Here is a 24099-nt window from a genome sequence, read left to right as displayed (position 1 = left end):
ACACTTGAGTATTTTTGCTCGCTCGAATCGTCGCTGGAAATTATTTTTGGTTATTTTTGGTTAATTTTATTCATCATTTTGTCGAACACTGCACCATCGTCAAAAAATTGCGCTTGAACTTTATCCCAACCGCCCAAATCTTTGATGGTAAATAAGTTTTTAATCTCAGGATATTGTTGGGCAAATTCTTGACTAACAGCCGGCTCGATCGGACGAAAACCAGCTTGAGCAAATTCTCGTTGTGCTTCAGGAGTAAAGAGAAATTCGGCAAAAGCTTGGGCGACTTTTCTTGTACCATGTCGATCAACATTGGCATCGACTATCGCTATTGGATTATCAATCGAAATGTTGTAGTCGGTAGGAATAACATAAGGCAAAGCTTCCCCTTGTTGTCCGGCTAGTAAAACTTCGTTTTCGTAGTTGATTAAGACATCGCCCTGTCCCTGTTGATAAAAAACATCACTCGATTCGCGGGCATCTTTGGGTAATATAGGAACGTTGGCAAATACTTTTTCGGTATAGGCTTGTGCTTGTTGCGGGCTTTTTCCTGCTTGAGTTTCCGAACCCCAAAGAGCTAAATAATTCCATCTCGCACCACCTGAAGTTTTAGGATTGGCGGTAATTACTTCGATATCTGGATTAGTTAAATCAGACCATTTAGCTACTTTAACACTCTCGTCGCGTTTGACTAGAGCTGCTACGGATTTATGCACGATCGCTTCGTTGGGTAATTCTTGCTCCCAATTGGGTTCGATTAATCCCGCTTCTTCAATTTGTTGGGTATCTAAAGCTAATGCCAGCGCTACGACATCTGCTTCTAAACCATCAATCACAGCACGAGTTTGAGAACCAGAACCGCCATAACTCTGCTCTATGACTACATCTTGTCCAGTTTGCTCTTTCCACTGTTGAGTAAACTTGGGAATAATTTTTTCATAAGCACTTTGAGTAACCGCATAAGAAACTAAAGTCAGCTTGGCTTCTTCTGGTTGCTGGGCTTGTGCTTCGCTACTATCACTAGCATCACCTTGAGAAGTAGAACAACTGGCGATCGCACCACTAGCGATCAGCCCTGCTAACATCCAACCAATAAACTGCTTACTTCTAATCATGATTTGCATTTATTTTATTTGAAATTCAATCTTACATGACTTTAAAATGTATTGCAATACATTCATGGAACATTTTTGAGATAAAGGAAATAAAATTCAAAAAAGCGATGCCTTTATGCGAAGCGGTATTCTTTAAGGCAATCGCCATTGGGATGCAAACGGCGATCGCTTTAAGTCAGGAGAAACCAGTCTCAATAAATTACTGCAATCTATGCAGCCAGTTTTATGCCAGGGGAAATATGTCTTTTGCAGTCTTAGCGATCGCGATAATCGCTATTTTCACCTCCAGCCTATTGGTCAATTCCAAGAAAGTGAGGGAATAACGCTAATTATTGAACGAGAACAGGCTGATGCAGTCAATTTGTCTTACACATCAGTCTTTTCGATGATTACTCTTTCTGTACACTCTAGCCTGGAAGCAGTTAGTTTTCTCGCTGCAATTACAGCTAAATTAGCTGAACACAAGATCGGCGTTAATCCTGTTTCCGCCTATCATCATGATCATTTATTTGTACCTGTTTCACGCGCACAAGAAGCAATGATTTTACTCAAAGAGTTTTCCGACTGAAATAAGGTTGTGACAATGACAAAACGATTGAATTCGCTCCTAATAAACTGAATAAAGTCACTGTAATTGATAAAATCTTAATCAGTATATTTCTCCAATCTTATGAGCATCGCTACAACACGATTAACTCTAGAAGAATACTTAAATCGCGACAATCCTTTTTCCTCAGCTTCAACTTACTGCTAATCAAGTATCGATCGGCTAGATTTATTTTTTACTTATTTCAACAATACAAACATTAGGATAGTCTAGATGTTCTGATAACCAGCCAGTATTTACCAGCGTTTCGGGATGTGCGTAATCAAACCTGATATTTCACCTATTAATTCAACTTAATTCAACTATCGTTATGATAAAAATCGGCTTGGACTTTAAATAGTCTCCGAACGGGTACACTTGGTGAGTAAATAATAATGACGGATTCACTTTTATCCTTATTTCAGGCGATCGCGGAAACTGAAAACGAACCACAACTTCAGCAAACCGTTATGAGTAGAATTGGCTTATATTTTGCCGCCAAACGCTATCGACTATTTATCTGGGATCGCCTTCCTCAAGTTGTTAACAAGTCCAAGTTATTTCAATTAGCTGTATCCATAGACCATAATCCCGTTTTGCGCTATGTAGTTCAACATCACGCACCAGTACATGAAGAAGTATTATTATCAGCAGAAAAGTGGAGAACTATTTGCCCTCGTTTCGATCACGGTCACGTAATGGCAGGTCCTATTGTCGATGATGGTAGTTTAGTGGGTGGTTTGGCTTTAACGCGCGCTCGCAATTCTCATCCTTTCAACAGTCAAGAAATTGCCCATCTCGGTGCTTTGTGTCTGCATATATCAACTCGATTAGCTAAGATACAATCACAGCCAAAAGAATTTAACTCACCTAGTCTCAATCTGATAACTCCCCGTGAACTACAAATTGCCGAATTAGTCGCCCAAGGATTAACTAATGCCGAAATTGGTAAAAGTCTTTGGATTACGGAAAATTCAGTCAAGCAAGCTTTAAAACGAATATTTCGCAAGTTAAGAGTTGCTTCTCGTGCTGAAATGACAGCAAAATTGTTTTGTTCGACTTCTACATCTGTTTGAATGTAAAAAATAATCGAATTAGTTTTGGATATAACGTCATTTAATTATGGCGATCGCAATCTCTTATTGTAATTCTAGACAATGTAATTTTATTTGCAGCCGACAGAAAGACATATAAGCAAAAATATTGCTAACCTGTTTTTATTCATCTTTCACCCTTTCAAAATGACAACTCTACTAATAAAAAACATCCATACTTTAGTAACAATGGACGAGCAACGGCGCGAGATTCGGCATGGTGCGCTGTTGATTAAAGATAATGCGATCGAGCAAGTAGGGACAACAGAGGAATTACCCGATACCGCTGATGAAGTCTTAAATTTACAAGACAGACATCTAGTTTTACCAGGGCTAGTTAATACCCATCATCATTTCTTCCAAAACCTAACTCGCGTAACTCCCGCCGGACAAAATGGCGATTTATTTCAATGGCTGACGGCGCATTATCCTTTGTGGTCTAATTTAACAGCAGAAGGAATGTACTATAGTTCCCAATTGGCAGCAGCAGAGTTGATTTTATCTGGCTGTACTACCGCTAGCGACCATCATTATTTATTTCCTAATGATTGCACCCTTGATGAGCAAATTCGCGCAGTAGGGGAGGTTGGTTTGCGTTTCCATGCCAGTCGGGGCAGTATGAGCGTCGGGAAAAGTAATGGCGGTTTACCTCCAGATTCTTTGGTCGAAAAAGAAGCAAATATTCTAAAAGATTCTCAAAGATTAATCGAGCAATATCATAATAATGATCCCTACTCGATGCTGAGGATAGTTCTGGCACCTTGTTCGCCTTTTTCCGTCTCTCAAGACTTAATGCGAGAATCGGCAGCGATGGCGCGAAGTTATGCGGGGGTAAGGCTGCATACCCATCTAGCAGAAACTCAGGGAGATGTAGACTATAGCCTATCTAAGTTTAATCTGATTCCTGGGGACTATGCAGAGTCGGTTGGTTGGCTGGGAAATGATGTTTGGCACGCTCATTGTGTTAAGTTGAGCGATCGCTCAATTGCTAAATTCGGTCAAACTGGTACTGGGGTGGCGCACTGTCCCTGTAGTAATATGCGCTTAGCCAGCGGTATTGCGCCAATCCGCAAAATGCTCAATGCCAATGTTCCTGTCGGCTTGGGAGTAGATGGCGCAGCTTCCAATGATGCCACCAATTTACTTCACGAAGCCCGCCAAGCTTTTCTTCTTGCCCGTGTTAGGGATGAAAACGCTTCGGCGATGACTGCCCGTGATGCTTTAGAAATTGCTACTAGAGGCGGTGCTAAAGTTTTAGGGCGAGATGATATTGGTCACCTCGCACCAGGTATGGCAGCAGATTTCATTGCGATTAATTTAGATAAACCAGGTTTTGTCGGTACACAACAAGATCCTGTGGCTGCATTAATTTATTGTCAAACCGATTATGTTGACTACAGTTTTATTAATGGGAAAAAAATAGTCGATCGAGCTAGATTAAGTACTATAGAAACAGAAAGTTTGCTCGAAAAAAGCCATCAAATTGCAGTTAATTTAGTTACTAAATAAAAATTAATTCTAAATATTAAAAGCAATCTCAAAAGTCGCAAAGTTAATCAGGACTTATCCAGCATCAACAATAGTCAAGAAGTTATCAGAATCGTCCCAAGCGTTCATAAAATCCCAGTAATTTACAGCCTCTGCCTGTCCAAAGTCTGTCCCACTATCGTTAAGAATGATATTCCAGGTGTTATCAGAGTATTGTTCAATTCCCGTAACCCACACCGCATGATTGTAATCTTGGTGCGCCACCTCTCCAGGATCTGTTTGCTCGTAGGGACGTCCAGTTAATGTATTGTAGCTAGGCTTCCAAATTTCATTACCATCTAGTGCAGCAATTACTTTGTCGCCATTATTCAGGGCAGCAACAATATTGTCTAGATTGACATCATAATCATCGCCATCATAATTATTATCCGAATATTGATTGGTTTCAATGCCATAAGCATTCAAGACACTACCAACGTAGTTTAGTGATGTGCCTGTTAATGGATCGAACCATCCCTGAGCTTCTGCATATGTAGCAATAGTAGATTCAGAAATGTATTTACCAGTAATTGACTCATAAATGCTAATTTCAGCAATGAGCGCACAAGTTGTTGAACCGTTTTGTAGTCGCCAGTAATTAGAATCAGCAACAGGAGTTCCCCAAACGTTTGTAGTTTCAGATTTAGGCAGGCTCGTAGTCAGAATAACTTGATTATCATAGCCAGCAGCAAGATTATTATTCACACTAGAAACTCCTACTGTATCTGTATAGCTTCCACCAAGCTCTTTGTTGGTTGCAATGTCTACAGATTTTTCGTCAGACAAAAAATTTTGATTAATCTCTGTATAGCTTCGAGTCAGATTGTCAGCTGTAGCTTCTGCGATTTCTAGGTTAAATACAGAAATAAAATCTTCGTTGGAAGCATCATCTAAATTAAAAATATCGGATGTTAAAGAAACTTCTTGATTTTTATTATTAGTTAGACAATCATCAGGCTCATAACCAGTTAAGAATCTATTTTCTCCCGTATGAGAACTATCGTCTTTCATTTTTCTTCTCTTACAAAAATGCTTTAACCCTGATTATACAAGAAAGCAATAATCAAGCAAAATAAACAATAAAAGTAGTCATCAAACCGTGATCATCGCTTCGCTCCAATTCACAATTCACAATTCACAATTCACAATTCACATTATCCTGCTTGACTGATTTAAGTTTTGTCAAGCAGTATTCCTATGTCTAGGTTACACCAATCTAGATAATGAGGTAGAAGGTAGAACAAAGTAAATTAACCTTCGTAGAAATAGGCAACTTAATTAAAAAAGCCAATTAAATAGCGATCACATTAATTACTTAATTGATTTAAGATTTAAGTAAAAAAAGAAATTGCCCCAGTTTTGGCTTGAGTTACTCGTAGAAAATCTTAATTGAGCAAGATAGTCTGGCGCAAATAGTCAATATTGCTAAATACCTAAATATCGTGAGTATACTGTATACATAAACACTTTTGTACCAAGCTAATAATGATAGTTTTGCTTATTATTACTAGGTGTGAGAGTCATAATGAGCGTTCCAAAAACCAGACAATGGTGTCTAAATTTTGATCATAAATTTAATTTAATTAGTAATTCAATTCACTTACTATTACCTTTAACTTTATTATCGACAACGGCAATTCAAGCTTCTGCTTCAGAAGAAGTTTTTGTACCCAAAGCATTAGACAACCTAGACAATCCTAATGGGATGTCGCAAATCAATAATGTTAATCAACTAACAGATGTTGCCCCTACAGACTGGGCGTATGAAGCATTGCGATCTTTGGTAGACCGCTATGGTTGCATTACAGGATTTCCAAATCAGACCTATCGCGGTAATCAACCTCTTACTCGTTACGAATTTGCTGCGGGTTTAAATTCCTGTCTCAGTCAAATTGAAAGATTAATTGCCTCTTCTGACAATGTCGATCGGGCAGACTTAGCAACTATCGAACGCCTCAGCCAAAATTTTGAGGCAGAATTAGCAACTATTGGCGGTAGAGTAGATGCCCTAGAAAGTCAGGTTGCTGTCCTAGAAGATAGTAGTTTCTCCGCAACTACTAAACTGACAGGAAATTTATTTCTTAATTTAACAGGGGCAACTGCTAGTGATGATGTTTTAGTAGAAACCAACGATTTAAATGCTCCTGCTTTAAGTCTTCGTCGTGCTGGTAGAGATGCCAATAATAATCCCATTGTTAATACCGTCGAGGACGATCCTGAAATCACCTTGAGCTACTATACTTTGCTGAACTTTAACTCTTCATTTACTGGCGAAGATACCCTCGTTACCCAACTAGTAGCGGGTAACGGCGACTCCCCAGCCAATACCTTTGCTTCCGCAGGACTATATAACACCTTCGGTACTCCTTTCACCGACCAAACAGGAACGGCATCAGGAACAGGTAGCGTTGAGGTTCGTGAACTTTTTTATGATTTTCCCCTGGGCGAAAAACTACGGGTAGTGGTTGGACCTCGAATTAACTGGTATCGCTATTTCGATAATAATGCTTATACTTTCTATTTAACTGGAGCGGGTGGCTATAACTCTAGCGGTGGTACGTTGGTCAATGCGATCGACCGAGGTTCGGGAGCAGTAATAACTTACGATTTCAATGACCTATTAACTTTTAAACTGGGTTATTTAGGCGAAAACACCGAATTTTTACCTTCTACGTTTTTTAATACCTCTTCCGATCCTAACCAGGGCTTGTTTAGTGCGACTCAGACTCTGACTGCTGAAATAGATTTGGCGATCGCCGAAACAGCCAACGTCCGTTTAATGTATACGCGAGCAACCGTCGATAACAATCAGCCAATTTTCGATGTCGATGGCACCCTGACTGGGTTTGGTGTTGGTGGTGCTACGGGTGAACCAATTTATGGGGTAGCTGATGACGGTTTTGGCGGAACAATAGGAGATGCCCCTTCTGATACTTTTGCCATCAATTTTGACTGGACAATTTTAGATTGGCTGGGTGTTTTTGGACGTTACAACTATGGTAGTACTAGTATTAGACCGACAACTCCTGGGCTAGAAAATGGCGAGGTAAATGCTCAAGCTTTTCAAGTTGGGGTAGCTTTTCCAGATCTGGTCAAGGAAGGTGCGTTATTGACTTTATCTTTTCTCGTTCCTTTTGATGTTACTGATGGAGAAGAGTTTCTTGCTTCTGGTTATGGAGATGGCGGTACTCAATATGAGTTTGAAACTACGTTTAATTATCCCGTTAATGATAATTTATCGATTCTGCCTGCTTTTTATCTAGTAACTAACCCGAATAACTTTGAAGATAATCCTAATATTTATGTGGGTAATGTGCGAATGCAGTTTCAGTTTTAATCAACCCAGCAGTATCGCTATGGTTGCTGGCTGCAATTTTAAAAGTTTCCTGGATAGTAAGTATTGGGGTTAAAGGTTGCTGGCGATCGCTTTAATTCTCTATACTGTAGTCTTTCATATTTCATTGCCTCCATTCGCTCAGATAGAACAAATTCCTTGGTATTTTTGGATTGGTGGAATACTGGGAACGATCTATCTCACAACCACAATCATTTTACCTCTATTACTCGGTGCAGCCACAATGATTAGATTAATTGTCGCTGGTCAAATGTTAGCATTGATCGCTCTCGATAATTTTGGCTTGGTAGGGTTTCCAGTTCATCCTCTGAGTTTTTGGAGAGCTATAGGTGCAATTTTATTAATAGTTGCTGTGGCTCTAATTCAGCGATTTTAAAGCGATAAACTTCATTTCACACGGAGATAAATTTTAGCCAAACTTTTAGGTTTTCGTATATGATAATGATTATCATTATTTTTAATAATAACAAAATAAATGCTAATCAACAGTCCTAAAATGCGATTAAACTTTTTTTTAGCCATCAGGAGAAAATTTTTAAAATGCTCTTTAGTAACTGGTTTAACTTGTTTAAGTGCCATCACGGTAAGTGCTGTTACCACAGCGCAAAGTAATTCCAGTCCGAAAATTGTCACGACTTTTTTGCCCATTCATCTGTTTACCAAAGCCGTAGTCGGAGATACAGGGCAAGTCAATATCTTAATTTCTCCTGGTACAGAAGTTCATGACTATCAAGCTACCCCAAATGATGTCAAAACAATAACTGAAGCAGATGTTTTAGTAGAAAACGGGTTGGGTATCGAAGAGTTTTTAGCAGGTTTAGTAACTAATGCAGGTAACTCTCAGCTACAGCAAATTGATTCTAGCGAAGGGATAGAAGTCATCAAAGAAGAACACGGCGAACACGAAGAAGAACAAGGACACCATCACGAAGGGGGAAATCCTCATGTCTGGTTAGATCCAGTGTTGGCACAACAACAAGTAGCTAATATCCGCGATCGCTTGATTGCCATAAATCCTACTAACGCAGATAACTATCGTACCAATGCCGAGGCTTATATTCAACAACTACAACAGTTAGATAATGAATTTAGTCAGAGATTAGCACCAGTCAAAGGTTGCAACTTTATCACATTTCACGATGCTTTTCCTTATTTAGCACAACGTTATCAACTCAAACAAGAAGCAATAGTAGAAATCCCTGAAGACAGTATCACGCCCAAAGATATTCAACGAGTACAACAAGCTGCCAACCAGTATCAAGTTAAAGCTTTACTAACCGAACCTGAAATTGAGGATAAAAGAATGCAGCAAATATCTAGTGATTTAAATCTACCATTAGAAGCGATCGATCCTCTAGAGTCGGGAGAAACCGATCCGCAATATTATTTTCAAGTCATGCGAGGTAATTTAGAGGCTTTAGAAAGGGCGTGTCACTAGGGGCGGCAAGGCTTGCAATCGTCATTGAGCGTCAAGGAAGAGCAGCAAGTAGCAAGTAAAACTATTACCTATTATCTTTTTTTCCCCGTTCCCTTTTTGTTATGAACCAAGGACAAACAACAAAATGCACCAACCCATAGTTAGAGTCAAAGATTTATCGGTGATGCGTGGGGAGTATTTAGCAGTAGATAATGTCTCTTTTGAATTATTGCCAGGTACTCATACGGCGATTATTGGCCCTAATGGTGCGGGCAAAAGTACCCTGATCAAAACTATTTTAGGATTAATTGAGGCGCGATCGGGTGAGATTAAGTTATTTAACTCTACTGGCAGACAGTTGAATCAATTCAAAACTGAAGTTGGCTATATTCCGCAAAAGTTTCCTTTCGATCGTACCTTTCCTTTAACCGTATCCGAGTTAGTAGGTTTGGGATTAAATACTAAGCAATGGTGGTACTCCAGTAAACGCAAACATAGAATTATTCAACAGGCTTTAGAACAAGTTCATCTGAGTAAACAAGCCAAACAAAAAATCGGTACTCTTAGCGGTGGAGAATTAAAACGAGTATTACTAGCTTATTGTTTAGTTATTCCCCGTCGTCTTTTAGTCTTGGATGAAGCTTTAGCAGGGGTAGATGCTACGGGAGAAATCGAATTTGCTGCTTTGCTAAATAATCTCAAACAAGAACAAAACTGGACGATTTTGGAAGTTTCCCACGATTTAGATTTGGTTAGTAAATATTGCGACTCAGTTATTTGTTTAAACCGTCGCTTACTCTACCAAGGTTTGCCTCAAGATACTTTGACATCAGAAAACTTACTACAAATATACGGTTCTTTAGTCACTCCTACCTGTCATCATCATGAACCTACCAGACGTACTGAGTCTTTTTAGTTTACCCTTTATGCAACGAGCAGTGCTTGGAGGGGTGCTGTTTGGTATTTTAGGCGGAATCTTAGGCAGCTTTTTAATCCTGCGTCGTCTCTCTTTATTCGGCGATACTGTGGGACATTCGGCAATGTTAGGAGTAGTTTTAGCTGCTTTATTAGAATTACCTTCTACCTGGACATTAATCGGTTTTACTGTCGCTTTTGGTTTAGGGGTAATTTATCTAATCGACAGAACCGATTTAGGTAGCGATACAGTATTATGTATTTCCCTGTCAGGTTCGGTAGCTTTGGGAACGATTGGCTTTAGTTATTTAAAAGGATATAGGGGTAATTTATTGTCAATTTTGTTTGGCGATATTCTGGCAATTAGTAATACAGATTTAATTTTATTATTATTACTTTTGGGCGTAACTTTAGCCTGGTTAATTATCAGTTTACCAGAGCAAATATTACTAACTCTCAACAGTGATTTAGCTATAGTAAAAGGTGTACCCGTTCGGAGTCATCGTTACCTATTTATCATTCTCTTAGCAATCACTATTGCCCTAACTATTCGCGCCGTTGGTATTTTACTTGTTAACGGGTTTCTAGTTATTCCTGCTGCTACCGCCAGATTAATTTGTCAGCAGTTTGTCCCATTTTTGGCCACTGCTGCTGGTGTGGGTGCGCTGAGTGGAGTAATGGGAATGGTTATTTCTGGGACGTTTGATTTACCTAGTGGCCCAAGTATTGTTTTGGTTCAGTTAGCTGGGTTTTTGGCAGTGGCTTTATGGTGTCGGCAAGGTTAAAATAAAACGATAATTTGCTGCTGGGCGAAATCAACATCTTTAACACGCAATTGCAAACCTTCAGTTAACCTTAATCCAGTTCCATAAAGCAGTTTGACTACAAGCGGATAAACACCTGATAAATTATTGATGATAGCTAAAACTTCTTCTTTCGTTAAAACGGTTGGAAGATATTTATTTCTCTTGGCTCGTACTGCGTCAACTTTTAAATCCAAATCTTGTTTTAATATTTGTTTATATAAAAATAGAATGGCATGAAGTGCTTGATTTTGCGTGGAGGCTGCAACCTTTTGATTGACAGCTAAATCTATCAAAAAAGCTTCGATTTCCTTTCCTCCCATGTCTTTAAAATGCTGTTTATTGTGAAATAAAATGTAGCGTTTAATCCAATGAACGTAAGTTTTTTTCGTTTGATATGAATAATGTTTAAGTCGAATAGCATCTTGTACCTACTCTATGAGTTTTTTCGGACGCTGCTCCATGAAATAATATCTCAATCTAAATAAGCTTCTACATCTTCTAATGTGGATGTTATTCCAGAAAAATTTTAGCTCGCTCCGACATTTATACGGAAAGTTTCTAGTTAATACACCTATACAAGGTAAGTTATACGGAACTTTTCTGTATATTTTTCAAATTTGTGATATTAGCTGGAAATATTCTATTTAAATACCCCATATAGGCTAGTTATATGGAAAACGTCAGTATAATAAATAGTTGTGCCGCTTGCGCGCAGCGTTGTTGGAAGTGATACTTTCTCGAAGCGGGGCGCCAAATACAAGCATCTGCACAGTGCAGTACAATAGAAGGATGCGCCGGTAGAGAAACCGCTTCATTAAAGCATCCACTTGAAGAAGGAGAGATTTTATGTCAGAGAAAAATAAAGCGATCTTAGAAAAGGGCAACGCGGCTATCTCTGAAGGCAACTATGAAGGATTCGTGTCATTCTGCGCCGACGACACGGAATGGACGTTTGTAGGCGACAAAATCCTGAAAGGAAAAGAAGCCGTTCGCCAATGGATTACAACGGAGTATGTAGAGCCGCCCAAGAATGAGGTCGCTAACTTAATCGCTGAGGGTGATTTCGTCACGGCAATGGGCGACATAACGGTGAAGGAGAAAGACGGGAAGGCGGTTCATTACTCCTACTGCGATGTCTGGCGCTTTCGCGGCGATGAGATCGTCGAATTAACCGCTTTCGTCATCAAAACCGAGGTCAAGTAGAAACCAGCAATGCGGCTGATACGTTTCGGCTCGGTTCAACGTACTTTGGTCGCGCGGCAGCGGCGGCTCCGGCGTTAAGAAAAAAATGCAACCAAATGTAGCCATATTAAGCGATTTGTCAAAGTATCGCTAAAGAGCGATCGCATGAGATTTGTAAAGCAGTTATAAAAGCGATCGCATTTATTCACTCCCGTGAAGAAAAATTAGAACCCCTGCAAATGATGCAACTAGCCGAAACTGGTTTTACAGAATGGAATGAAGAGGAAGAAGATATCTAAGATGTCTACGCCTTAACTAAATATCGAATGGAAGGTTAGCTATGAAAGTAGATCGATTGAATGAATCAGAACTAAAAGAAATGAGCGATCGCGCTACAATCTTGTCAGAAAAGTGGAGAATAAAAACATCGAAACCTGAGAATAGTAATTCAGAAAATGATTAAGCGATCCCCTCACGGGGTGACAATGCATTCAAAAGGAAGAGAGGATAAAGGCTTTAGCTCTAATACCCTGTTGATCAAGATCTTGGTATGGATGCAAAAGTTATTTGCCACCGCTGAACACAACCGATAGATCGCTCTAGTATTGCCTTACTTCAACCAATAAGGAAGGTACTGCTCACCTTGATTTTTATGTGCTGACCACTATAGCTTGTCCTTTAACTGCCGAAGTTAAAATGGCTAACACCTTTGAAGCTAAAGGACTCAGATCAGCCAAACGATTAGATGGTGCTTGCAAAACAATTACCGCAAGATTAAACTGGGGCAGATTTTGTTGAAACGACAAATTGCGATCAACAGTAATGAAAACATCGAACTCTGTTTCTGCTAGGGCAAGAAGTTGACCGTTCTTTACTCCCGCGCATCCCATTTGTGGAACTGTTTTCACCTCGTAGCCAGGAAATTCTCTCGCAAGTTTGCGATCAATACACTCGTCCAAAAGAAGCTTCATGCTATGCTACCAGACCAATAACCTGCTTTCCAGCCTCTTCAAGTAAGGCGATGACCTGCTCTCTGGTCACAGTTGGAAATCCATCCAAGAAATCGTCTATGGATTCTCCTGCCTTGAGATAGTCCAGCAGTGTTTGGACAGGAACCCTAGTACCAGTAAAAACTGGAGTGCCTCCCATAACGTCAGGAGATACGCTGATAATTAAGGAACTTTTAAGCATATATCTTTGACCTCTAGATTCTGTACTTATAGTTTACCAATTCGGATGGGACAAAATCCTTGGAGCGGCTCCAAGTCAGACAAACAGCGCGGTCTAACAAACAATCTTTCAAAGAGACGCTTTGGGCGAGCACTTCAACTCAAACAAACTAAATCCATGAGTACCACAACAAAGCTATAACTTAGTAAAATCAAAGATTTAAAAACTGAGATGTCAAATTTAGAACCAATTGAAGCAGCTATTCTCACAGTTGCGTCAGAAGAATTTGAGCAACTTAGACAGTGGTTTATTTGATTTAGATTATTAACGCTGGGATAAAAAGCTAGAACAAGACATAGCAGATAGCAAGTTGGAAGCTTTGGCAGAAGAAGCGATCGCCTGAGATTTTTAAAGCAGATAAAAGAGCGATCGCGCCTTGCTTCAGCTTCGTTCTCGATCGCGTAAGTTATAAGTAAATCAATTTCACAAACATTTACCTATTTCACTGCAACGCTATAACTTAGCAAAATCAAAGATTTAAAAACTGAAATATCAAATTTAAAACCAATTGAAGCAGTTATTCTTACAGTTGCGTCAGAGGAATTTGAGCAACTTAAACAGTTTATTTGATTTAGATTATTAACACTGGGATAAAAAGCTAGAACAAGACATAGCAGATAGCAAGTTGGAAGCTTTGGCAGAAGAAGCAATCGCCTAATTTCAAGCAGATCATGGGTTTACCAAATGGAGTCAGAAATAGCGTTAAAAACCTAGTGCGATCGCTAATTACTTTCAGTTTGATGACTATAAAATTAACTTTATGTTAAAAAAAAAATTAAGAAAATATTAAATCTGATTACAATAACAAATCAAACATGATACTTTTTTGATCATCACTCAAAATTATTCAATTATTTTCTCTAAAAATGAATAAATTCTTTTTAACCTTAAGTATTTTACTAATAGGTTCTAATAGTGCTTTAGCAGCAGATTTGGTTAATAAAGATTCTCAAGCATATCAAATTACCATAACCGAAGGGGATCAAACTAACGAAATGTCAATTGCCTCGGGAGAAACAAAAACCACTTGTAGTAGTGATTGTTTAATTTCAGTTGAGGGAATTGGTGCTGTTAGTGCTACAGCTTCTGATGTCATTACGATAGAAAACGGTCAAATAGTATTACCAGTTCAAGAACTATAAAAATTATTGAGGAGTTAAAATGAAAAGAAAAAGTTTATTTGCAGTCACTGCAATTTTGGCAACATTAATGCCCGCTACTATAGCTCTAGCTGGTTTAAACCGCAATAGTCCTGCAATTTTGACTAAATTAATCAATAGAACAGCAAGCAAACAATTAGGAGCAGGTTACACAAGTCCGAAAACGCCAGTGATTGCTGAAGCAGAACCAGGGGGAGTATTTAGTAGAAACTTTAATTTGAGTCCTGGTAAAAACTATGGTTTTATTGCTGTGTGTGAACAGCGTGAATGTTTTGATGTAGATTTAGTGGTTTATGATAACAAAGGTAAACAGATGATAGCAGATCAAAGTGATAGTCCAGAAGCAGTGGTTAAATTTAAACCAACAAAAAAAGCTGCTTATACAGTTGAAGTAGAAATGTATGAATGCGACGATCCAAGAGCTTGTGCTTTGGCAATTGGTGCATACAGAAAATAGAAACAAATCATAAATCCATTTAGGCGATCGCTTGTTTCAATAAAAAATGGCAGTTCTCGCGCTCAATTAGGTACAAACAAACTAAAGAACGCTACAAAATTTTGGTAAAGCGATCGCAAATTATCCTAATTTATTCAACTAAATAATATGAGACTTGCAAAACAGAATTAAGACGCGATCGCGCTATGATAAGGGCGGAACATTGGAGAGTCAAAACATCAAAACTTGAAAACAATACTTCAAAAAAGACTTCAGTGTAATTTTAATTTCAAAATTGTGTCATCTTAAGAAGTGAATTTATTTGATATTGCTTTTAATAACCTTCAAAGCGCGATCGCATCTTCTTAACTTAAATCAACCAAAACCTTTACCTCGCTTAGACTCAGACCAAATAATCAACTCTCCGTTTTGACCACCAGCAGCCAACTGCTTACCCTCTCTATCCCAAGCTAAACAGGAAAAACCACCCCTCGCGCCTTCTAAAATTTGTCCTACTTGTTTGGCTTTTGTCCACAAACACAAGCAGCCATCATCGGCAGCAGAAGCGAGTAATAAATTATGAGGGTGAAACTCTAAAGCTTGAATTTTGCGTTCGTGCAAAGTTAAAATATTGGCATTCCAGCCACCTTCATCGTCAGCTTCTTTTTTCCAGACGGCGATTCCTTCGATACTAGATGCTGCTAGTAAAGGTGCGTTATTTTGCCATGGTTGCGACCAAGTTAAATGGGAAATTTTACCAGGAAAACCTCGCATCACCCAAGGAATGGGCAAGCCGTATTCTAAAACAGTAATAGTATTGTCTAAATTACCCGAAGCAATATATTTACTATCAGTAGACCAAGCAGTAACTATGCTAGCTGACGGCATATCAATTAAATAAGGATCATCATCCCAATTATTAGCATCCCAAACCTTGACTCCACCATTACCTGCGATCGCAATATGTTCTCCGTTTGGTCGCCAGGCTAAATCTAAGACAGAAGAATTACTAAAGGGTAAAGTAGTAATAACTGTCTGGCTATCTGCATTCCAAATTTGAACATAACGTCCTAAACTAAAGGCTAATTGGTTACAAGTAGGACTCCAACTCAGTTTATCTACCCATTTAGGCACATTATCTAAGCTAACAATTAAATTTGCCTGATTTTCTAAAAGAGAATTGGATGATATTTCCCAGACTCTAACCTTGCCATCTTGACCCCCAGCAGCTAAAAACTTGCCATCGAAGGAAAAAGCCAGACAATCGATCGATGCTAAACTCGCAGGTAATAAATTAACTAGACTGCCATCTCGCCACAAGACTACTTCCCCAGCAGCCGAACTAGCACCCCATAGTCCACCTAGCGACCAAGCTACCGCCGTGACGTATTCTGAAAGATCTTCCCGCCACTGATGCTGAAATAAGGTTTTGCCCCTCGCACCTACACCAAACATTGTCTAAAGTCCTCTTTTAGTTGGGCTTCATCCAAATTGCGACCGATAAACACTAATTCATTTTTGCGGGTTTCTCCTTCTTTCCAAGGACGATCTGGTTTGCCATCAAGCAGCATATGTACTCCTTGAAAAACAAATCGTTCATCTTCTCCAGCAATGTTTAAAATGCCTTTCATGCGAAAGATATCCACACCTTTAGTTTGTAATAGTTGACTCAACCAGTTATTTAGTTTTTGTCCATCTATTTCTCCAGATTCGACTATGGCAAAAGATTTGACTGATTCATCGTGTTCGTGGGCATCTTCTTTTAAAAATTTGGGGTCGATTTCTAAAGCGCGGTCTAAATTAAAAGCCTGTACTCCTAACAAAGCATCCATCGATAACTCAGAATTTTGAGTGCGATAAATTTTCGCCATCCCGTTCATCCCTTTTATTTTGCTTTCCAACTCATCCAATTCTTCAGGGCTAACAAGATCGGTTTTATTGAGGAGAATCACATCGGCAAAAGCAATTTGTTCCTGCGCTTCATCTGCATCCCAATGTTGCTGGATATGTTTGGCATCGACGACGGTGACAACTGCATCTAAAGCAATCTTGTCCCGCAGATCTTCATCGACAAAGAAGGTTTGAATGACAGGGGCAGGATCGGCTAAACCAGTAGTCTCTATTACCAGATGATCGAATTTATGACGACGCTTGATTAAATTACCAATAATCCGAATTAAGTCTCCACGCACCGTACAGCAAATACAGCCGTTATTCATCTCAAAGATTTCTTCATCGGCATCAATCACCAGTTGATTATCAATGCCCACTTCCCCGAACTCGTTAACGATGACTGCTACTTTCTTACCGTGTTCGTAGGTAAGAATGCGATTGAGGAGAGTGGTTTTTCCTGCACCCAAATAGCCAGTTAGTACGGTGACGGGAATGGTATTAGTTGTTGTCGTTACCATAATCTAAAAATTTTTGAACTCTTTTAGATAATGATAATCGATCTCATAATCAGCCAAACGGTTTTTAGGATTAAAATTCTGATTTTACCTAAATGCCAAAAGTACGGTGATCGCCATAATAGGGTGCTTCCTGTTGTACCTGAGACAAATGCAGAGGTGAGATATTCTTCATAAACTAAACTCAGTACGATACTATGCTGCTAAATTATAGATAAACTTTGGACAATAGATTAACTTATTACCTTCAAAGTCTTTTCCCGTAAACGGGTTAATATAATCAGTGTATTCAGCATCGATACGAAGATGATTATACGCTTTGAAGTAAAGAATTAAAATTATGTCAGAGCATTTACCTGAATTTATTAATCCAAAGGGGTTATACGATCCAACTCCAAATGGCTACAGTCATATAGCGATCGCGCCACCAGAGACAAGAATGATTTATATTGCAGGACAAGGTGGCGAGGATAAAAACGGAAATCTCGCGGCTGATTTTGCCGTTCAACTCAAGCAAGCATTTACTAATCTTCGCATCGCTTTAGATGCTATTGGCGTGCATCCAAAACAAGTTGTTAAGCTGACTACACTAGTTGTTGAACATAACGAGTCTAAGCTGCAACAGTTGGGTGCTGAAGTTAAGGCGATCTGGGGAGAACAAACGCCAACACAGACGCTAATTCCAGTATCGAGACTAGCACTGGATGGTATGTTGTTTGAAGTTGATGCGGTTGCAGCCATTCCCAATTCTTGAAACTAGGAGATTTATATGTCGTTACCACTTATTTTGCAACCAGGAGAAGGGCAATCAGTTCAAATTGGTACAAGTACCTGCACTTTTAAAGCGACTGGCAAAGATACTCATGGTAATTTTGGCTTATTTGAGTTTGTTATGGAACCAGGAAGCAAAGGTGCAAGTCCTCATATCCACAAGCAATTGACGGAAATGTTTTATGTAGTAGAAGGTGAAGTCGAACTGAATTTGGACGATCGCAAAGTCCTTGCTACACCAGGAAGTTTTATGCTTGTCCCCGAAAATACCCCTCATGGTTTTTCTAATCCAGGACAAACGCGAGCAAAACTTTTAATCATGTTTTGTCCTGCTGAGGAACGAGAAAAATACTTTGAAGGGTTAGCAGCACTAACTAAAAATGGACGACAACCCAGTCAAGAAGAATTACTGGAATTGATGCAAAAATTCGATCAATATCCAGTTACTTAACTACATTATTGATCGAACTCATCAACTGTTTTGTCACACTAAAGAAAGTATTTGCTGCGTTTAAATCTATGAGTTTAATTGAAATTATTCCTCTAGAAGCCAAGCATACAGAAGATTTTATTCAGGTAATTTCTGCTGCTTTCAATGGCTATCCATTAATGGACTTCTTTTTTGGTAATGCTTACCAGCGATCGATAGAGGTGATCGGACAGTATCTTTGCGATCGCGCGATGATTGATGATTCCATACTTTTGGGTGCTTTGGTTCAAAACGAATTGCAAGGAATTATCTTAGCTATTCCACCAGAGGCAAACAAAAACAAAGATGAAACTGCTATTTCTGACTTAGACGAAAGATTTGCGCGATCGCTCCCAGATGAAGCATTAGAACGTATGAATATTTACAACAATCTTAAAAATGCCAACAAACCCCCACAACCTCATTTTTATGTAAATGTGCTGGGAGTACATCCACGCAGTCAGGGGATGGGTATTGGTAGCCAACTTTTAGAACATATACATATTTTGTCGGATAAACATTCAAAATCTGGTGGTGTTGCTCTCGATACACAGACAGAAACTAATGTAGCTTACTACCAAAATCTTGGCTATCAAGTTTCGTCAACCAAAAATTTTGATCGCCTCAAACATTGGTTTATGTTTCGAGAAAAAGCTTAGTTATAAAGAAAATTTTCAATAAATACAAAAAAAGTAGCGGTGCGTTACTGCTGCGAGTCGTGGTATTGGTGCAGGATGCGCCAGAGAATTAGCAGCGCAAGGCTATACAGTTTCTTTGATGGCAAGAAGTGAAAGTATTTTAGATTTGGCTTCAGAGTTGGGCGGTATTGCTATTCAAGGATCGATTACTAACTACCAAGATTTAAAAAGATTAGTGTCAACGACAATAAATAAATTTAATCGTCTTGATGCAGTCATCAATAGTTTTGGCGATCCACCTCGACCAGATTTACTGGAAATTAATGATGAAATGTGGCAAGAAAACTTTGAAATGCTATTTCTGAGTGTGGTTCGCATTGCTAGATTAGTTACAAAACCAATGCAGCAAGCAGGAGGCGGGGCGATTGTTAATATTTCTGCCTGTGATTCCCAAGAACCAGATTTAGGTACACCTTTTAGTGGTACACTCCGCGCTGCGATAGTATAGCGATCGCTTCAATGAATACAAAAAACTAGCGATCGCAACCTGGCAAACACTGCTTTGGAAGTAGCGAAAAAAGCTCATAAAGCTCGATTGACAATCAAAAACAAACTGCCAAATCTCTAGAGTCAGTTCCCCAGCAAGATGAATATGCCATGGTATCGGTCAAAGGCAAACTAGATAATATTCAAAACTCGCGCTATCCTCACATTAAACCAACCATTAACTAGAACTATGAACACATTTCACGGGTACTAGCCAAAGAAGTAGGCGATCTCCAAATTACCGTTAATATAGTCTCTCCTGGCCTTACTGACAGTAATACACGGGACAGCGCGAGACGAAGTTATATGCGAGGCGATATCCATAATAGATTAACTACGTGTCTCGTCCGTGATAGAGTCCTTTAGGGCAAGCCCCCGTCTTTTAAGCGGAGGATAAACTAACAATTGTTATTACAAAATATAGTGATCGCCAATGCGGCTCAAGCAACAGAAATTTTATGACTTAGTTAATGCCTCTTCCTGCTCGAAGCAATGATGTTGTCTGTCGCCAGCGTCAGTGAGTTCGCTAACTTTGTCAATCAAATGCTCTAAATCGAAGGGTTTGTACATAATAGCGTCTGCTTTACTGTGAAAAAACTGATCTTCTTGGAGACGATCAAGCGCAGAAACTAGCAAAATTGGTAAGGATTGATAGTCGGGCTTTTCTTTAATCTGGCGAGAAACTTGTAAGCCACTAATTTCTGGCATCATAATATCCATGACGATTAGCCGCGGTCTAATTGTTTCTAATTGAGTTAATGCCTCTCTCCCATCTTCCAGGGTAGTGACTTGATATCCCGCCGACTCTAATACCAGCTTAAATAATAATAAAATATCGCTATTGTCCTCTACCACCAAAATTGATTCAGACATACTATAAATCTAAGTCATTGAAAAATTATAATAAGCTCAGCTTAACCACTAGCCATGCTTTAAATCATCGCAAAAAGGATATATATCTTCAGATATAAGAGTTTGAGTATCATTCGTGTAGAAAGTTACGCTCTTGACTGTACCAATTAAACAAAGCTGAAAATTAGACTTCTGAAACCATTAAATTTCGTTACTGATTGCTGTACTGAATAGACTAATTTTCAATTGAGCCGCTTATTGCGATCGCCAAAACCCCTTCTATAACGATTACATAGAGAGGCTTTCAGCAAGAGCGTAATCACCTGAACTGCGCTGACGATTTGAGAGATTGCCTAAGCTTGAACAAAGATACCTGGGATCTGTTTTACTTCTGATGATGACAGCTGAAAATAAGGAGTCTTCTAGCTATCTACTGCACTAGGATCGCTGACACCAATCAGAATGATACGGTCTTGCAGCGATTTGATTAAATCAGGTGCAATACGATAATAGTAACAGCTATAGCGCTAAAAACTGCAACAAATTTCCACAAATCGTGCCAAACACGGCTCATTTTCCGCTTAACTGTTCTGGTTTTGTTAAATGGTGCTTGTCGGTCTTTAGTTGCTAGTTCACGCTCGAGTAGGTGGTTTAAAAATAGTTGAGGTGTTTGCAATCTTTCACTAACCAGTGGTGCGATTAGTCGGTCAATCAAATTTGCTAGTTCTTGAGAAATATGAGGTACTCGATTTCGCCACATCAGGTGACCGCTTTCATTCTTAGCTAAATTATCGGGATGTATACCCGTCAATAGATGTACCAAAGTACACCCCAAAGCAAAAAAATCGGATTTACAAACAGCTTGACCCTTCAATTGCTCTGGTGCGGTATATCCAGAAGTATAAACTCTGGTAACATCTGCGGCAGGCAATTTTTCTATATAGGTAGAAGTAATCCGCCTTGCCGTACCAAAGTCAATTAATATCAGTTTCCCGTCAGGACGAAGTATGATGTTAGATGGCTTAATATTTCGGTGTAATATTTGTTCCTGATGTAGTTGCGTTAAAAATTGACTAAGTTGTGATAACCAGTCAATTGCCATAGCTTCGGACAAAACCCCATTTTGATCCAGCCATTGTTCTAAATTGTCTCCTGGAACTTTTTCCATTACCAGACAATGTGATTTTTTGTTACTGGTTGGTAATGAAAAAGTAAAGCAAGTATCAACCTGCGGAACATCTAAGTGTGCTAAGTTTCTAAGTATCCCAGCTTTTTACTGAAATAAATCGATCAAACGGTGACGTTGGCTGGTTAAAACTTTAAGAACCTTAGTTTTACCTAAATTATTAACTTCAAAAACTTCGGTATGCTGACATCGCTCAAATTTTCCTAGAGGCTTGACCAAGCAATAGCGTTCATTAATAATTAAATCTGTGCCACAATTGTGACAAAATTCTCGTTCGTCAGGATTGCAACGATCTAAGCAGGTAGGAATAATACAATAAATCATATTTAGCTGTTAGCTAATAGCTAGCAATAACAAGCCTACAGCTTTTTATCAGAGTCAACAAGGTTAATTTTTAGCTCAATTTAGCATAATTTTAGCGAGAAATTTTAATTTTTGGCTCAAAATAAACTTTTAAGTCAGCAAGCAAAATTTCTAAATTGTTTTTGGCGTATCCTACCGCTAAAAAACTATTTTCTGGTAACAAAGATAAAATTTTAGTCAATTGTTGTTCGATCAAATTTTCATCTTGAAGGATTTCACCCAGACGATCTAGTATGAGTTGAACCAAGAAATATTCTGGTTGTTCGATTGGGTTGTCTAAATCTGGTCTGAGATTCAAGGTTCTCAAGACAAAAAGCTGTTCTACTTTTTGATTTTTACCCACAGTCAAAATTTCCTGACACAAACGCTCGCTAATACAATTGATTACGTATTGAATCACTACAGGCTATTCTAAGGAAAACTTTACTTCATCGGCGACGATATTTCTTTCAATAAAAGAGTTTCGCAGTAAAGATTCTAAGGCTTCGATCAATTTAGCGGTTGCCACGGGGATTACCATTTGCGATCGCAACTTGGATAGGGAAATTGGCTGGCGATTAATAACTAACCAGTAAAGAATCTGTTCTTCTAAAGTCGATATCGATTCAAACTGTTCGTCTAAAAGGTCGTTTAGTTCCCCAAAAATAATCGTCTTTTGCTTGAGAAAAGTCGCAACTTTACCTCCAAATAATCCTTTGATTGTATTAGCGACGATTTTTAAGGCTAGAGGATTGCCACGATAAACCTCAACTAAATCTGACCACTTTTCTACATCCAACAAGCTTTTGGCTCTAAAAATATCTTTCGCCTCCGAACCTAAACCTTTAAGATGCAGGGTGCGTGTTGGTAAAGTCTCTCCTTCTATTAAAGCTATTTCTCTGGGTTTTTCTCTGGCAATTAACATTAAACAGCTTTGATGCTGTTCTTGTCCCAATCGTTTTAGAAGCTGTTCATAATCTTGATATTCTTGCTGATAATTTTTAGCGGAATTTCCACTGGGGAACATTGCTGGAGAAGTATCGAGGACTATCAAACATCGATGCTGTCTTAAGTTTCTCAGCAAAGCATCAATTTGACTATTAAACTCATCTGCTAAATTATCTTGGCGAGCGCCTGTCATCTGAATTAGCTCGATTAATATTTTTCTCAGCCCACCAGGATTGGTTAATTGTCGCCAAATTACAAACTCAAATTCATGCTGGAGGTTTTTAGCGCAGCGCAGAGATAAAGCTGTTTTGCCAATCCCCCCCATACCCACAACTGCAATTAAGCGACAGCGTTCTTCGATCGACCACTTACGTAAAATTTTTAGTTCTGAAGTTCTACCATAAAAAAAGCTATTTTCTGGTGCTTGATTCCAATCACAAACTATTGGGTCGTTTTTACTTTGGTTGTCTTCGCTTATCTGACAATGCAGTATGACAGCACTAATGTTAGATACATCAGCAATCATCATAGTTGTCTGACCGCTGAAGGCGTTGACAGGCAATCCTTGGCTTTTAAAGCCAGAGAACCTGTCACTAAAAATTACGCTCGTTATAGCGATCGCCTTAAAACATCGCCAATCAAATTCTTTGACTGGCAAGCACTTGTTGAAACAGCCAACGTCATGATCTTAATCTTCGACAGTAAAAATTATCTTTGCTATGCCAATGCTCTGGTTAAAACTGTGACAGGATATAACAAAGTAGGATTAGTGCGACCCGTTTCAGTCTAACTACAATTTGTAGGAACGCTGAGTATATTTACTAGAACCTAGAAAATATAATAACTCTAAATTCATGTAGGTTAAATTCCTACCGACGAATGAGACGTTTGAATCCATATCCTATGTGCTGCTAGGTAACATCATAGTGGTGCAAAGCTAGGATAAAAGCGGATAGCTAATAGCCGAAATTGGTAACTCTGCAAGGAAAGTTGTTTATGTTCAACAAGGACTAACTAATCGTAAGCTTCGTCACTTTGAAATAGTGGAATGGCTTATACACTATAGCCAAAAGGCAAATAGAGGTATGTGTTTCTTAATAATCCAAAGAAACAAAAAGA

At 39.0% G+C, this 24099-nt stretch carries 28 protein-coding genes and 2 pseudogenes; 18 read left to right on the top strand and 12 right to left on the bottom strand.

The annotated features are described in order from the left end of the window. Positions 1 to 50: 50 nt before the first annotated feature. Complete coding sequence (locus V6C71_10800) at positions 51 to 1121, bottom strand: sulfate ABC transporter substrate-binding protein (protein HEY9768966.1); 1071 nt, start codon at positions 1119 to 1121, stop codon at positions 51 to 53. Positions 1122 to 1299: 178 nt separating this feature from the next. On the opposite strand from V6C71_10800, the pseudogene V6C71_10795 reads away from it, so the two are divergent. The 4 genes and pseudogenes from V6C71_10795 (at position 1300) to V6C71_10780 (ending at position 4301) form a co-directional block, all read left to right on the top strand. Further along, a pseudogene (locus V6C71_10795) lies at positions 1300 to 1482 on the top strand (ACT domain-containing protein). Positions 1483 to 1497: 15 nt separating this feature from the next. After that, positions 1498 to 1680 carry an ACT domain-containing protein gene (locus tag V6C71_10790; protein ID HEY9768965.1) on the top strand — a complete coding sequence of 61 codons (183 nt, stop codon included), beginning with the start codon at positions 1498 to 1500 and terminating at the stop codon, positions 1678 to 1680. A 413-nt stretch (positions 1681 to 2093) separates the two neighbouring features. Next, positions 2094 to 2774, top strand: a complete 681-nt coding sequence (locus V6C71_10785) for a LuxR C-terminal-related transcriptional regulator (protein HEY9768964.1) — start codon at positions 2094 to 2096, stop codon at positions 2772 to 2774. Positions 2775 to 2939: 165 nt separating this feature from the next. Beyond that, positions 2940 to 4301 (top strand): 8-oxoguanine deaminase, encoded by a 1362-nt coding sequence (locus V6C71_10780; protein ID HEY9768963.1) that lies wholly within the window; start codon positions 2940 to 2942, stop codon positions 4299 to 4301. A 54-nt stretch (positions 4302 to 4355) separates the two neighbouring features. Here V6C71_10780 and V6C71_10775 read toward each other — a convergent pair whose 3' ends face one another. Continuing rightward, positions 4356 to 5330, bottom strand: a complete 975-nt coding sequence (locus tag V6C71_10775; protein ID HEY9768962.1) for a hypothetical protein — start codon at positions 5328 to 5330, stop codon at positions 4356 to 4358. Positions 5331 to 5844: 514 nt separating this feature from the next. Between V6C71_10775 and V6C71_10770 the strand changes: the two genes are divergently transcribed. The 5 genes from V6C71_10770 (at position 5845) to V6C71_10750 (ending at position 10791) form a co-directional block, all read left to right on the top strand. Further along, complete coding sequence (locus V6C71_10770) at positions 5845 to 7656, top strand: iron uptake porin (protein HEY9768961.1); 1812 nt, start codon at positions 5845 to 5847, stop codon at positions 7654 to 7656. A 76-nt stretch (positions 7657 to 7732) separates the two neighbouring features. Further along, positions 7733 to 8050, top strand: a complete 318-nt coding sequence (locus V6C71_10765) for a DMT family transporter (GenBank protein ID HEY9768960.1) — start codon at positions 7733 to 7735, stop codon at positions 8048 to 8050. Between the two features lie 120 nt (positions 8051 to 8170). After that, a complete protein-coding gene (locus tag V6C71_10760) occupies positions 8171 to 9112 on the top strand; it encodes a zinc ABC transporter substrate-binding protein (GenBank protein ID HEY9768959.1) in 942 nt (313 codons plus the stop codon). A gap of 124 nt (positions 9113 to 9236) precedes the next feature. Further along, on the top strand, positions 9237 to 10007 hold the full coding sequence (locus V6C71_10755) for a metal ABC transporter ATP-binding protein (GenBank protein ID HEY9768958.1): 771 nt from the start codon (positions 9237 to 9239) through the stop codon (positions 10005 to 10007). After that, positions 9976 to 10791 carry a metal ABC transporter permease gene (locus V6C71_10750; protein HEY9768957.1) on the top strand — a complete coding sequence of 272 codons (816 nt, stop codon included), beginning with the start codon at positions 9976 to 9978 and terminating at the stop codon, positions 10789 to 10791. The genes V6C71_10755 and V6C71_10750 overlap by 32 nt, the downstream gene beginning before the upstream one ends. Here the strand turns inward: V6C71_10750 and V6C71_10745 are convergent. Beyond that, entirely contained in the window at positions 10788 to 11228 is a 441-nt protein-coding gene (locus V6C71_10745) for a phage integrase N-terminal SAM-like domain-containing protein (protein ID HEY9768956.1), read from the bottom strand. The genes V6C71_10750 and V6C71_10745 overlap by 4 nt on opposite strands. 430 nt (positions 11229 to 11658) lie before the next feature. On the opposite strand from V6C71_10745, the gene V6C71_10740 reads away from it, so the two are divergent. Both V6C71_10740 and V6C71_10735 read left to right on the top strand, forming a co-directional pair. Continuing rightward, positions 11659 to 12015: a nuclear transport factor 2 family protein gene (locus V6C71_10740; protein HEY9768955.1), complete on the top strand. Its 357-nt coding sequence runs from the start codon at positions 11659 to 11661 to the stop codon at positions 12013 to 12015. Positions 12016 to 12334: 319 nt separating this feature from the next. Then, entirely contained in the window at positions 12335 to 12457 is a 123-nt protein-coding gene (locus V6C71_10735; protein HEY9768954.1) for a hypothetical protein, read from the top strand. Between the two features lie 187 nt (positions 12458 to 12644). Here the strand turns inward: V6C71_10735 and V6C71_10730 are convergent, their stop codons facing one another. Both V6C71_10730 and V6C71_10725 read right to left on the bottom strand, forming a co-directional pair. Continuing rightward, positions 12645 to 12965 carry a DUF5615 family PIN-like protein gene (locus V6C71_10730; protein ID HEY9768953.1) on the bottom strand — a complete coding sequence of 107 codons (321 nt, stop codon included), beginning with the start codon at positions 12963 to 12965 and terminating at the stop codon, positions 12645 to 12647. 1 nt (position 12966) lies between these two features. Beyond that, positions 12967 to 13185 (bottom strand): DUF433 domain-containing protein, encoded by a 219-nt coding sequence (locus V6C71_10725; GenBank protein ID HEY9768952.1) that lies wholly within the window; start codon positions 13183 to 13185, stop codon positions 12967 to 12969. 905 nt (positions 13186 to 14090) lie between these two features. Here V6C71_10725 and V6C71_10720 point away from each other — a divergent pair. Further along, positions 14091 to 14366 (top strand): hypothetical protein, encoded by a 276-nt coding sequence (locus V6C71_10720; protein HEY9768951.1) that lies wholly within the window; start codon positions 14091 to 14093, stop codon positions 14364 to 14366. 19 nt (positions 14367 to 14385) lie between these two features. Then, the gene (locus V6C71_10715) at positions 14386 to 14841 is read left to right on the top strand and encodes a hypothetical protein (protein HEY9768950.1); all 456 of its coding nucleotides are present in this window, start codon (positions 14386 to 14388) and stop codon (positions 14839 to 14841) included. Positions 14842 to 15195: 354 nt separating this feature from the next. Here the strand turns inward: V6C71_10715 and V6C71_10710 are convergent, their stop codons facing one another. Together V6C71_10710 and V6C71_10705 are read right to left on the bottom strand one after the other, a co-directional pair. After that, positions 15196 to 16275 (bottom strand): hypothetical protein, encoded by a 1080-nt coding sequence (locus tag V6C71_10710; GenBank protein HEY9768949.1) that lies wholly within the window; start codon positions 16273 to 16275, stop codon positions 15196 to 15198. Then, on the bottom strand, positions 16263 to 17231 hold the full coding sequence (locus V6C71_10705) for a GTP-binding protein (GenBank protein HEY9768948.1): 969 nt from the start codon (positions 17229 to 17231) through the stop codon (positions 16263 to 16265). Before V6C71_10705 ends, V6C71_10710 begins: the two co-directional genes overlap by 13 nt. Before the next feature lie 337 nt (positions 17232 to 17568). Here V6C71_10705 and V6C71_10700 point away from each other — a divergent pair, with 337 nt between their 5' ends. The 4 genes and pseudogenes from V6C71_10700 (at position 17569) to V6C71_10685 (ending at position 19614) form a co-directional block, all read left to right on the top strand. Continuing rightward, positions 17569 to 17982 (top strand): RidA family protein, encoded by a 414-nt coding sequence (locus V6C71_10700; protein ID HEY9768947.1) that lies wholly within the window; start codon positions 17569 to 17571, stop codon positions 17980 to 17982. Positions 17983 to 17997: 15 nt separating this feature from the next. Continuing rightward, on the top strand, positions 17998 to 18450 hold the full coding sequence (locus tag V6C71_10695; GenBank protein HEY9768946.1) for a cupin domain-containing protein: 453 nt from the start codon (positions 17998 to 18000) through the stop codon (positions 18448 to 18450). Between the two features lie 68 nt (positions 18451 to 18518). Next, a complete protein-coding gene (locus V6C71_10690) occupies positions 18519 to 19127 on the top strand; it encodes a GNAT family N-acetyltransferase (protein ID HEY9768945.1) in 609 nt (202 codons plus the stop codon). A 52-nt stretch (positions 19128 to 19179) separates the two neighbouring features. After that, positions 19180 to 19614: pseudogene (locus tag V6C71_10685) on the top strand (SDR family NAD(P)-dependent oxidoreductase). A gap of 494 nt (positions 19615 to 20108) precedes the next feature. On the opposite strand, the gene V6C71_10680 reads toward V6C71_10685, so the two are convergent. From V6C71_10680 to V6C71_10660, 5 genes are all read right to left on the bottom strand, one after another. After that, positions 20109 to 20525 (bottom strand): response regulator, encoded by a 417-nt coding sequence (locus tag V6C71_10680; protein HEY9768944.1) that lies wholly within the window; start codon positions 20523 to 20525, stop codon positions 20109 to 20111. A gap of 466 nt (positions 20526 to 20991) precedes the next feature. After that, complete coding sequence (locus tag V6C71_10675) at positions 20992 to 21768, bottom strand: serine/threonine-protein kinase (GenBank protein ID HEY9768943.1); 777 nt, start codon at positions 21766 to 21768, stop codon at positions 20992 to 20994. A 9-nt stretch (positions 21769 to 21777) separates the two neighbouring features. Continuing rightward, a complete protein-coding gene (locus V6C71_10670; GenBank protein ID HEY9768942.1) occupies positions 21778 to 22014 on the bottom strand; it encodes a 4-Cys prefix domain-containing protein in 237 nt (78 codons plus the stop codon). A gap of 91 nt (positions 22015 to 22105) precedes the next feature. Further along, positions 22106 to 22453 (bottom strand): hypothetical protein, encoded by a 348-nt coding sequence (locus V6C71_10665; protein ID HEY9768941.1) that lies wholly within the window; start codon positions 22451 to 22453, stop codon positions 22106 to 22108. A gap of 6 nt (positions 22454 to 22459) precedes the next feature. After that, entirely contained in the window at positions 22460 to 23509 is a 1050-nt protein-coding gene (locus V6C71_10660) for an NB-ARC domain-containing protein (protein ID HEY9768940.1), read from the bottom strand. A 36-nt stretch (positions 23510 to 23545) separates the two neighbouring features. Here V6C71_10660 and V6C71_10655 point away from each other — a divergent pair, with 36 nt between their 5' ends. Further along, positions 23546 to 23770 (top strand): hypothetical protein, encoded by a 225-nt coding sequence (locus tag V6C71_10655; protein HEY9768939.1) that lies wholly within the window; start codon positions 23546 to 23548, stop codon positions 23768 to 23770. Positions 23771 to 24099: the final 329 nt, after the last annotated feature.

The organism is Coleofasciculaceae cyanobacterium, assembly GCA_036703275.1.
Lineage (GTDB): Bacteria > Cyanobacteriota > Cyanobacteriia > Cyanobacteriales > Xenococcaceae > Waterburya.
The sequence above is the reverse complement of the archived record's forward strand: the minus strand, read 5'-3'. Positions and strand labels throughout refer to the sequence as shown.

Excerpts from the sequence above, each read along its gene's own strand:
- V6C71_10800 (HEY9768966.1), bottom strand. The coding sequence starts at position 1,121 with ATGCAAATCATGATTAGAAGTAAGCAGTTTATTGGTTGGATGTTAGCA.
- V6C71_10790 (HEY9768965.1), top strand. The coding sequence starts at position 1,498 with ATGATTACTCTTTCTGTACACTCTAGCCTGGAAGCAGTTAGTTTTCTC.
- V6C71_10785 (HEY9768964.1), top strand. The coding sequence starts at position 2,094 with ATGACGGATTCACTTTTATCCTTATTTCAGGCGATCGCGGAAACTGAA.
- V6C71_10780 (HEY9768963.1), top strand. The coding sequence starts at position 2,940 with ATGACAACTCTACTAATAAAAAACATCCATACTTTAGTAACAATGGAC.
- V6C71_10775 (HEY9768962.1), bottom strand. The coding sequence starts at position 5,330 with ATGAAAGACGATAGTTCTCATACGGGAGAAAATAGATTCTTAACTGGT.
- V6C71_10770 (HEY9768961.1), top strand. The coding sequence starts at position 5,845 with ATGAGCGTTCCAAAAACCAGACAATGGTGTCTAAATTTTGATCATAAA.
- V6C71_10760 (HEY9768959.1), top strand. The coding sequence starts at position 8,171 with ATGCGATTAAACTTTTTTTTAGCCATCAGGAGAAAATTTTTAAAATGC.
- V6C71_10755 (HEY9768958.1), top strand. The coding sequence starts at position 9,237 with ATGCACCAACCCATAGTTAGAGTCAAAGATTTATCGGTGATGCGTGGG.
- V6C71_10750 (HEY9768957.1), top strand. The coding sequence starts at position 9,976 with ATGAACCTACCAGACGTACTGAGTCTTTTTAGTTTACCCTTTATGCAA.
- V6C71_10740 (HEY9768955.1), top strand. The coding sequence starts at position 11,659 with ATGTCAGAGAAAAATAAAGCGATCTTAGAAAAGGGCAACGCGGCTATC.
- V6C71_10735 (HEY9768954.1), top strand. The coding sequence starts at position 12,335 with ATGAAAGTAGATCGATTGAATGAATCAGAACTAAAAGAAATGAGCGAT.
- V6C71_10730 (HEY9768953.1), bottom strand. The coding sequence starts at position 12,965 with ATGAAGCTTCTTTTGGACGAGTGTATTGATCGCAAACTTGCGAGAGAA.
- V6C71_10725 (HEY9768952.1), bottom strand. The coding sequence starts at position 13,185 with ATGCTTAAAAGTTCCTTAATTATCAGCGTATCTCCTGACGTTATGGGA.
- V6C71_10720 (HEY9768951.1), top strand. The coding sequence starts at position 14,091 with ATGAATAAATTCTTTTTAACCTTAAGTATTTTACTAATAGGTTCTAAT.
- V6C71_10715 (HEY9768950.1), top strand. The coding sequence starts at position 14,386 with ATGAAAAGAAAAAGTTTATTTGCAGTCACTGCAATTTTGGCAACATTA.
- V6C71_10710 (HEY9768949.1), bottom strand. The coding sequence starts at position 16,275 with ATGTTTGGTGTAGGTGCGAGGGGCAAAACCTTATTTCAGCATCAGTGG.
- V6C71_10705 (HEY9768948.1), bottom strand. The coding sequence starts at position 17,231 with ATGGTAACGACAACAACTAATACCATTCCCGTCACCGTACTAACTGGC.
- V6C71_10700 (HEY9768947.1), top strand. The coding sequence starts at position 17,569 with ATGTCAGAGCATTTACCTGAATTTATTAATCCAAAGGGGTTATACGAT.
- V6C71_10695 (HEY9768946.1), top strand. The coding sequence starts at position 17,998 with ATGTCGTTACCACTTATTTTGCAACCAGGAGAAGGGCAATCAGTTCAA.
- V6C71_10690 (HEY9768945.1), top strand. The coding sequence starts at position 18,519 with ATGAGTTTAATTGAAATTATTCCTCTAGAAGCCAAGCATACAGAAGAT.
- V6C71_10680 (HEY9768944.1), bottom strand. The coding sequence starts at position 20,525 with ATGTCTGAATCAATTTTGGTGGTAGAGGACAATAGCGATATTTTATTA.
- V6C71_10670 (HEY9768942.1), bottom strand. The coding sequence starts at position 22,014 with ATGATTTATTGTATTATTCCTACCTGCTTAGATCGTTGCAATCCTGAC.
- V6C71_10660 (HEY9768940.1), bottom strand. The coding sequence starts at position 23,509 with ATGATGATTGCTGATGTATCTAACATTAGTGCTGTCATACTGCATTGT.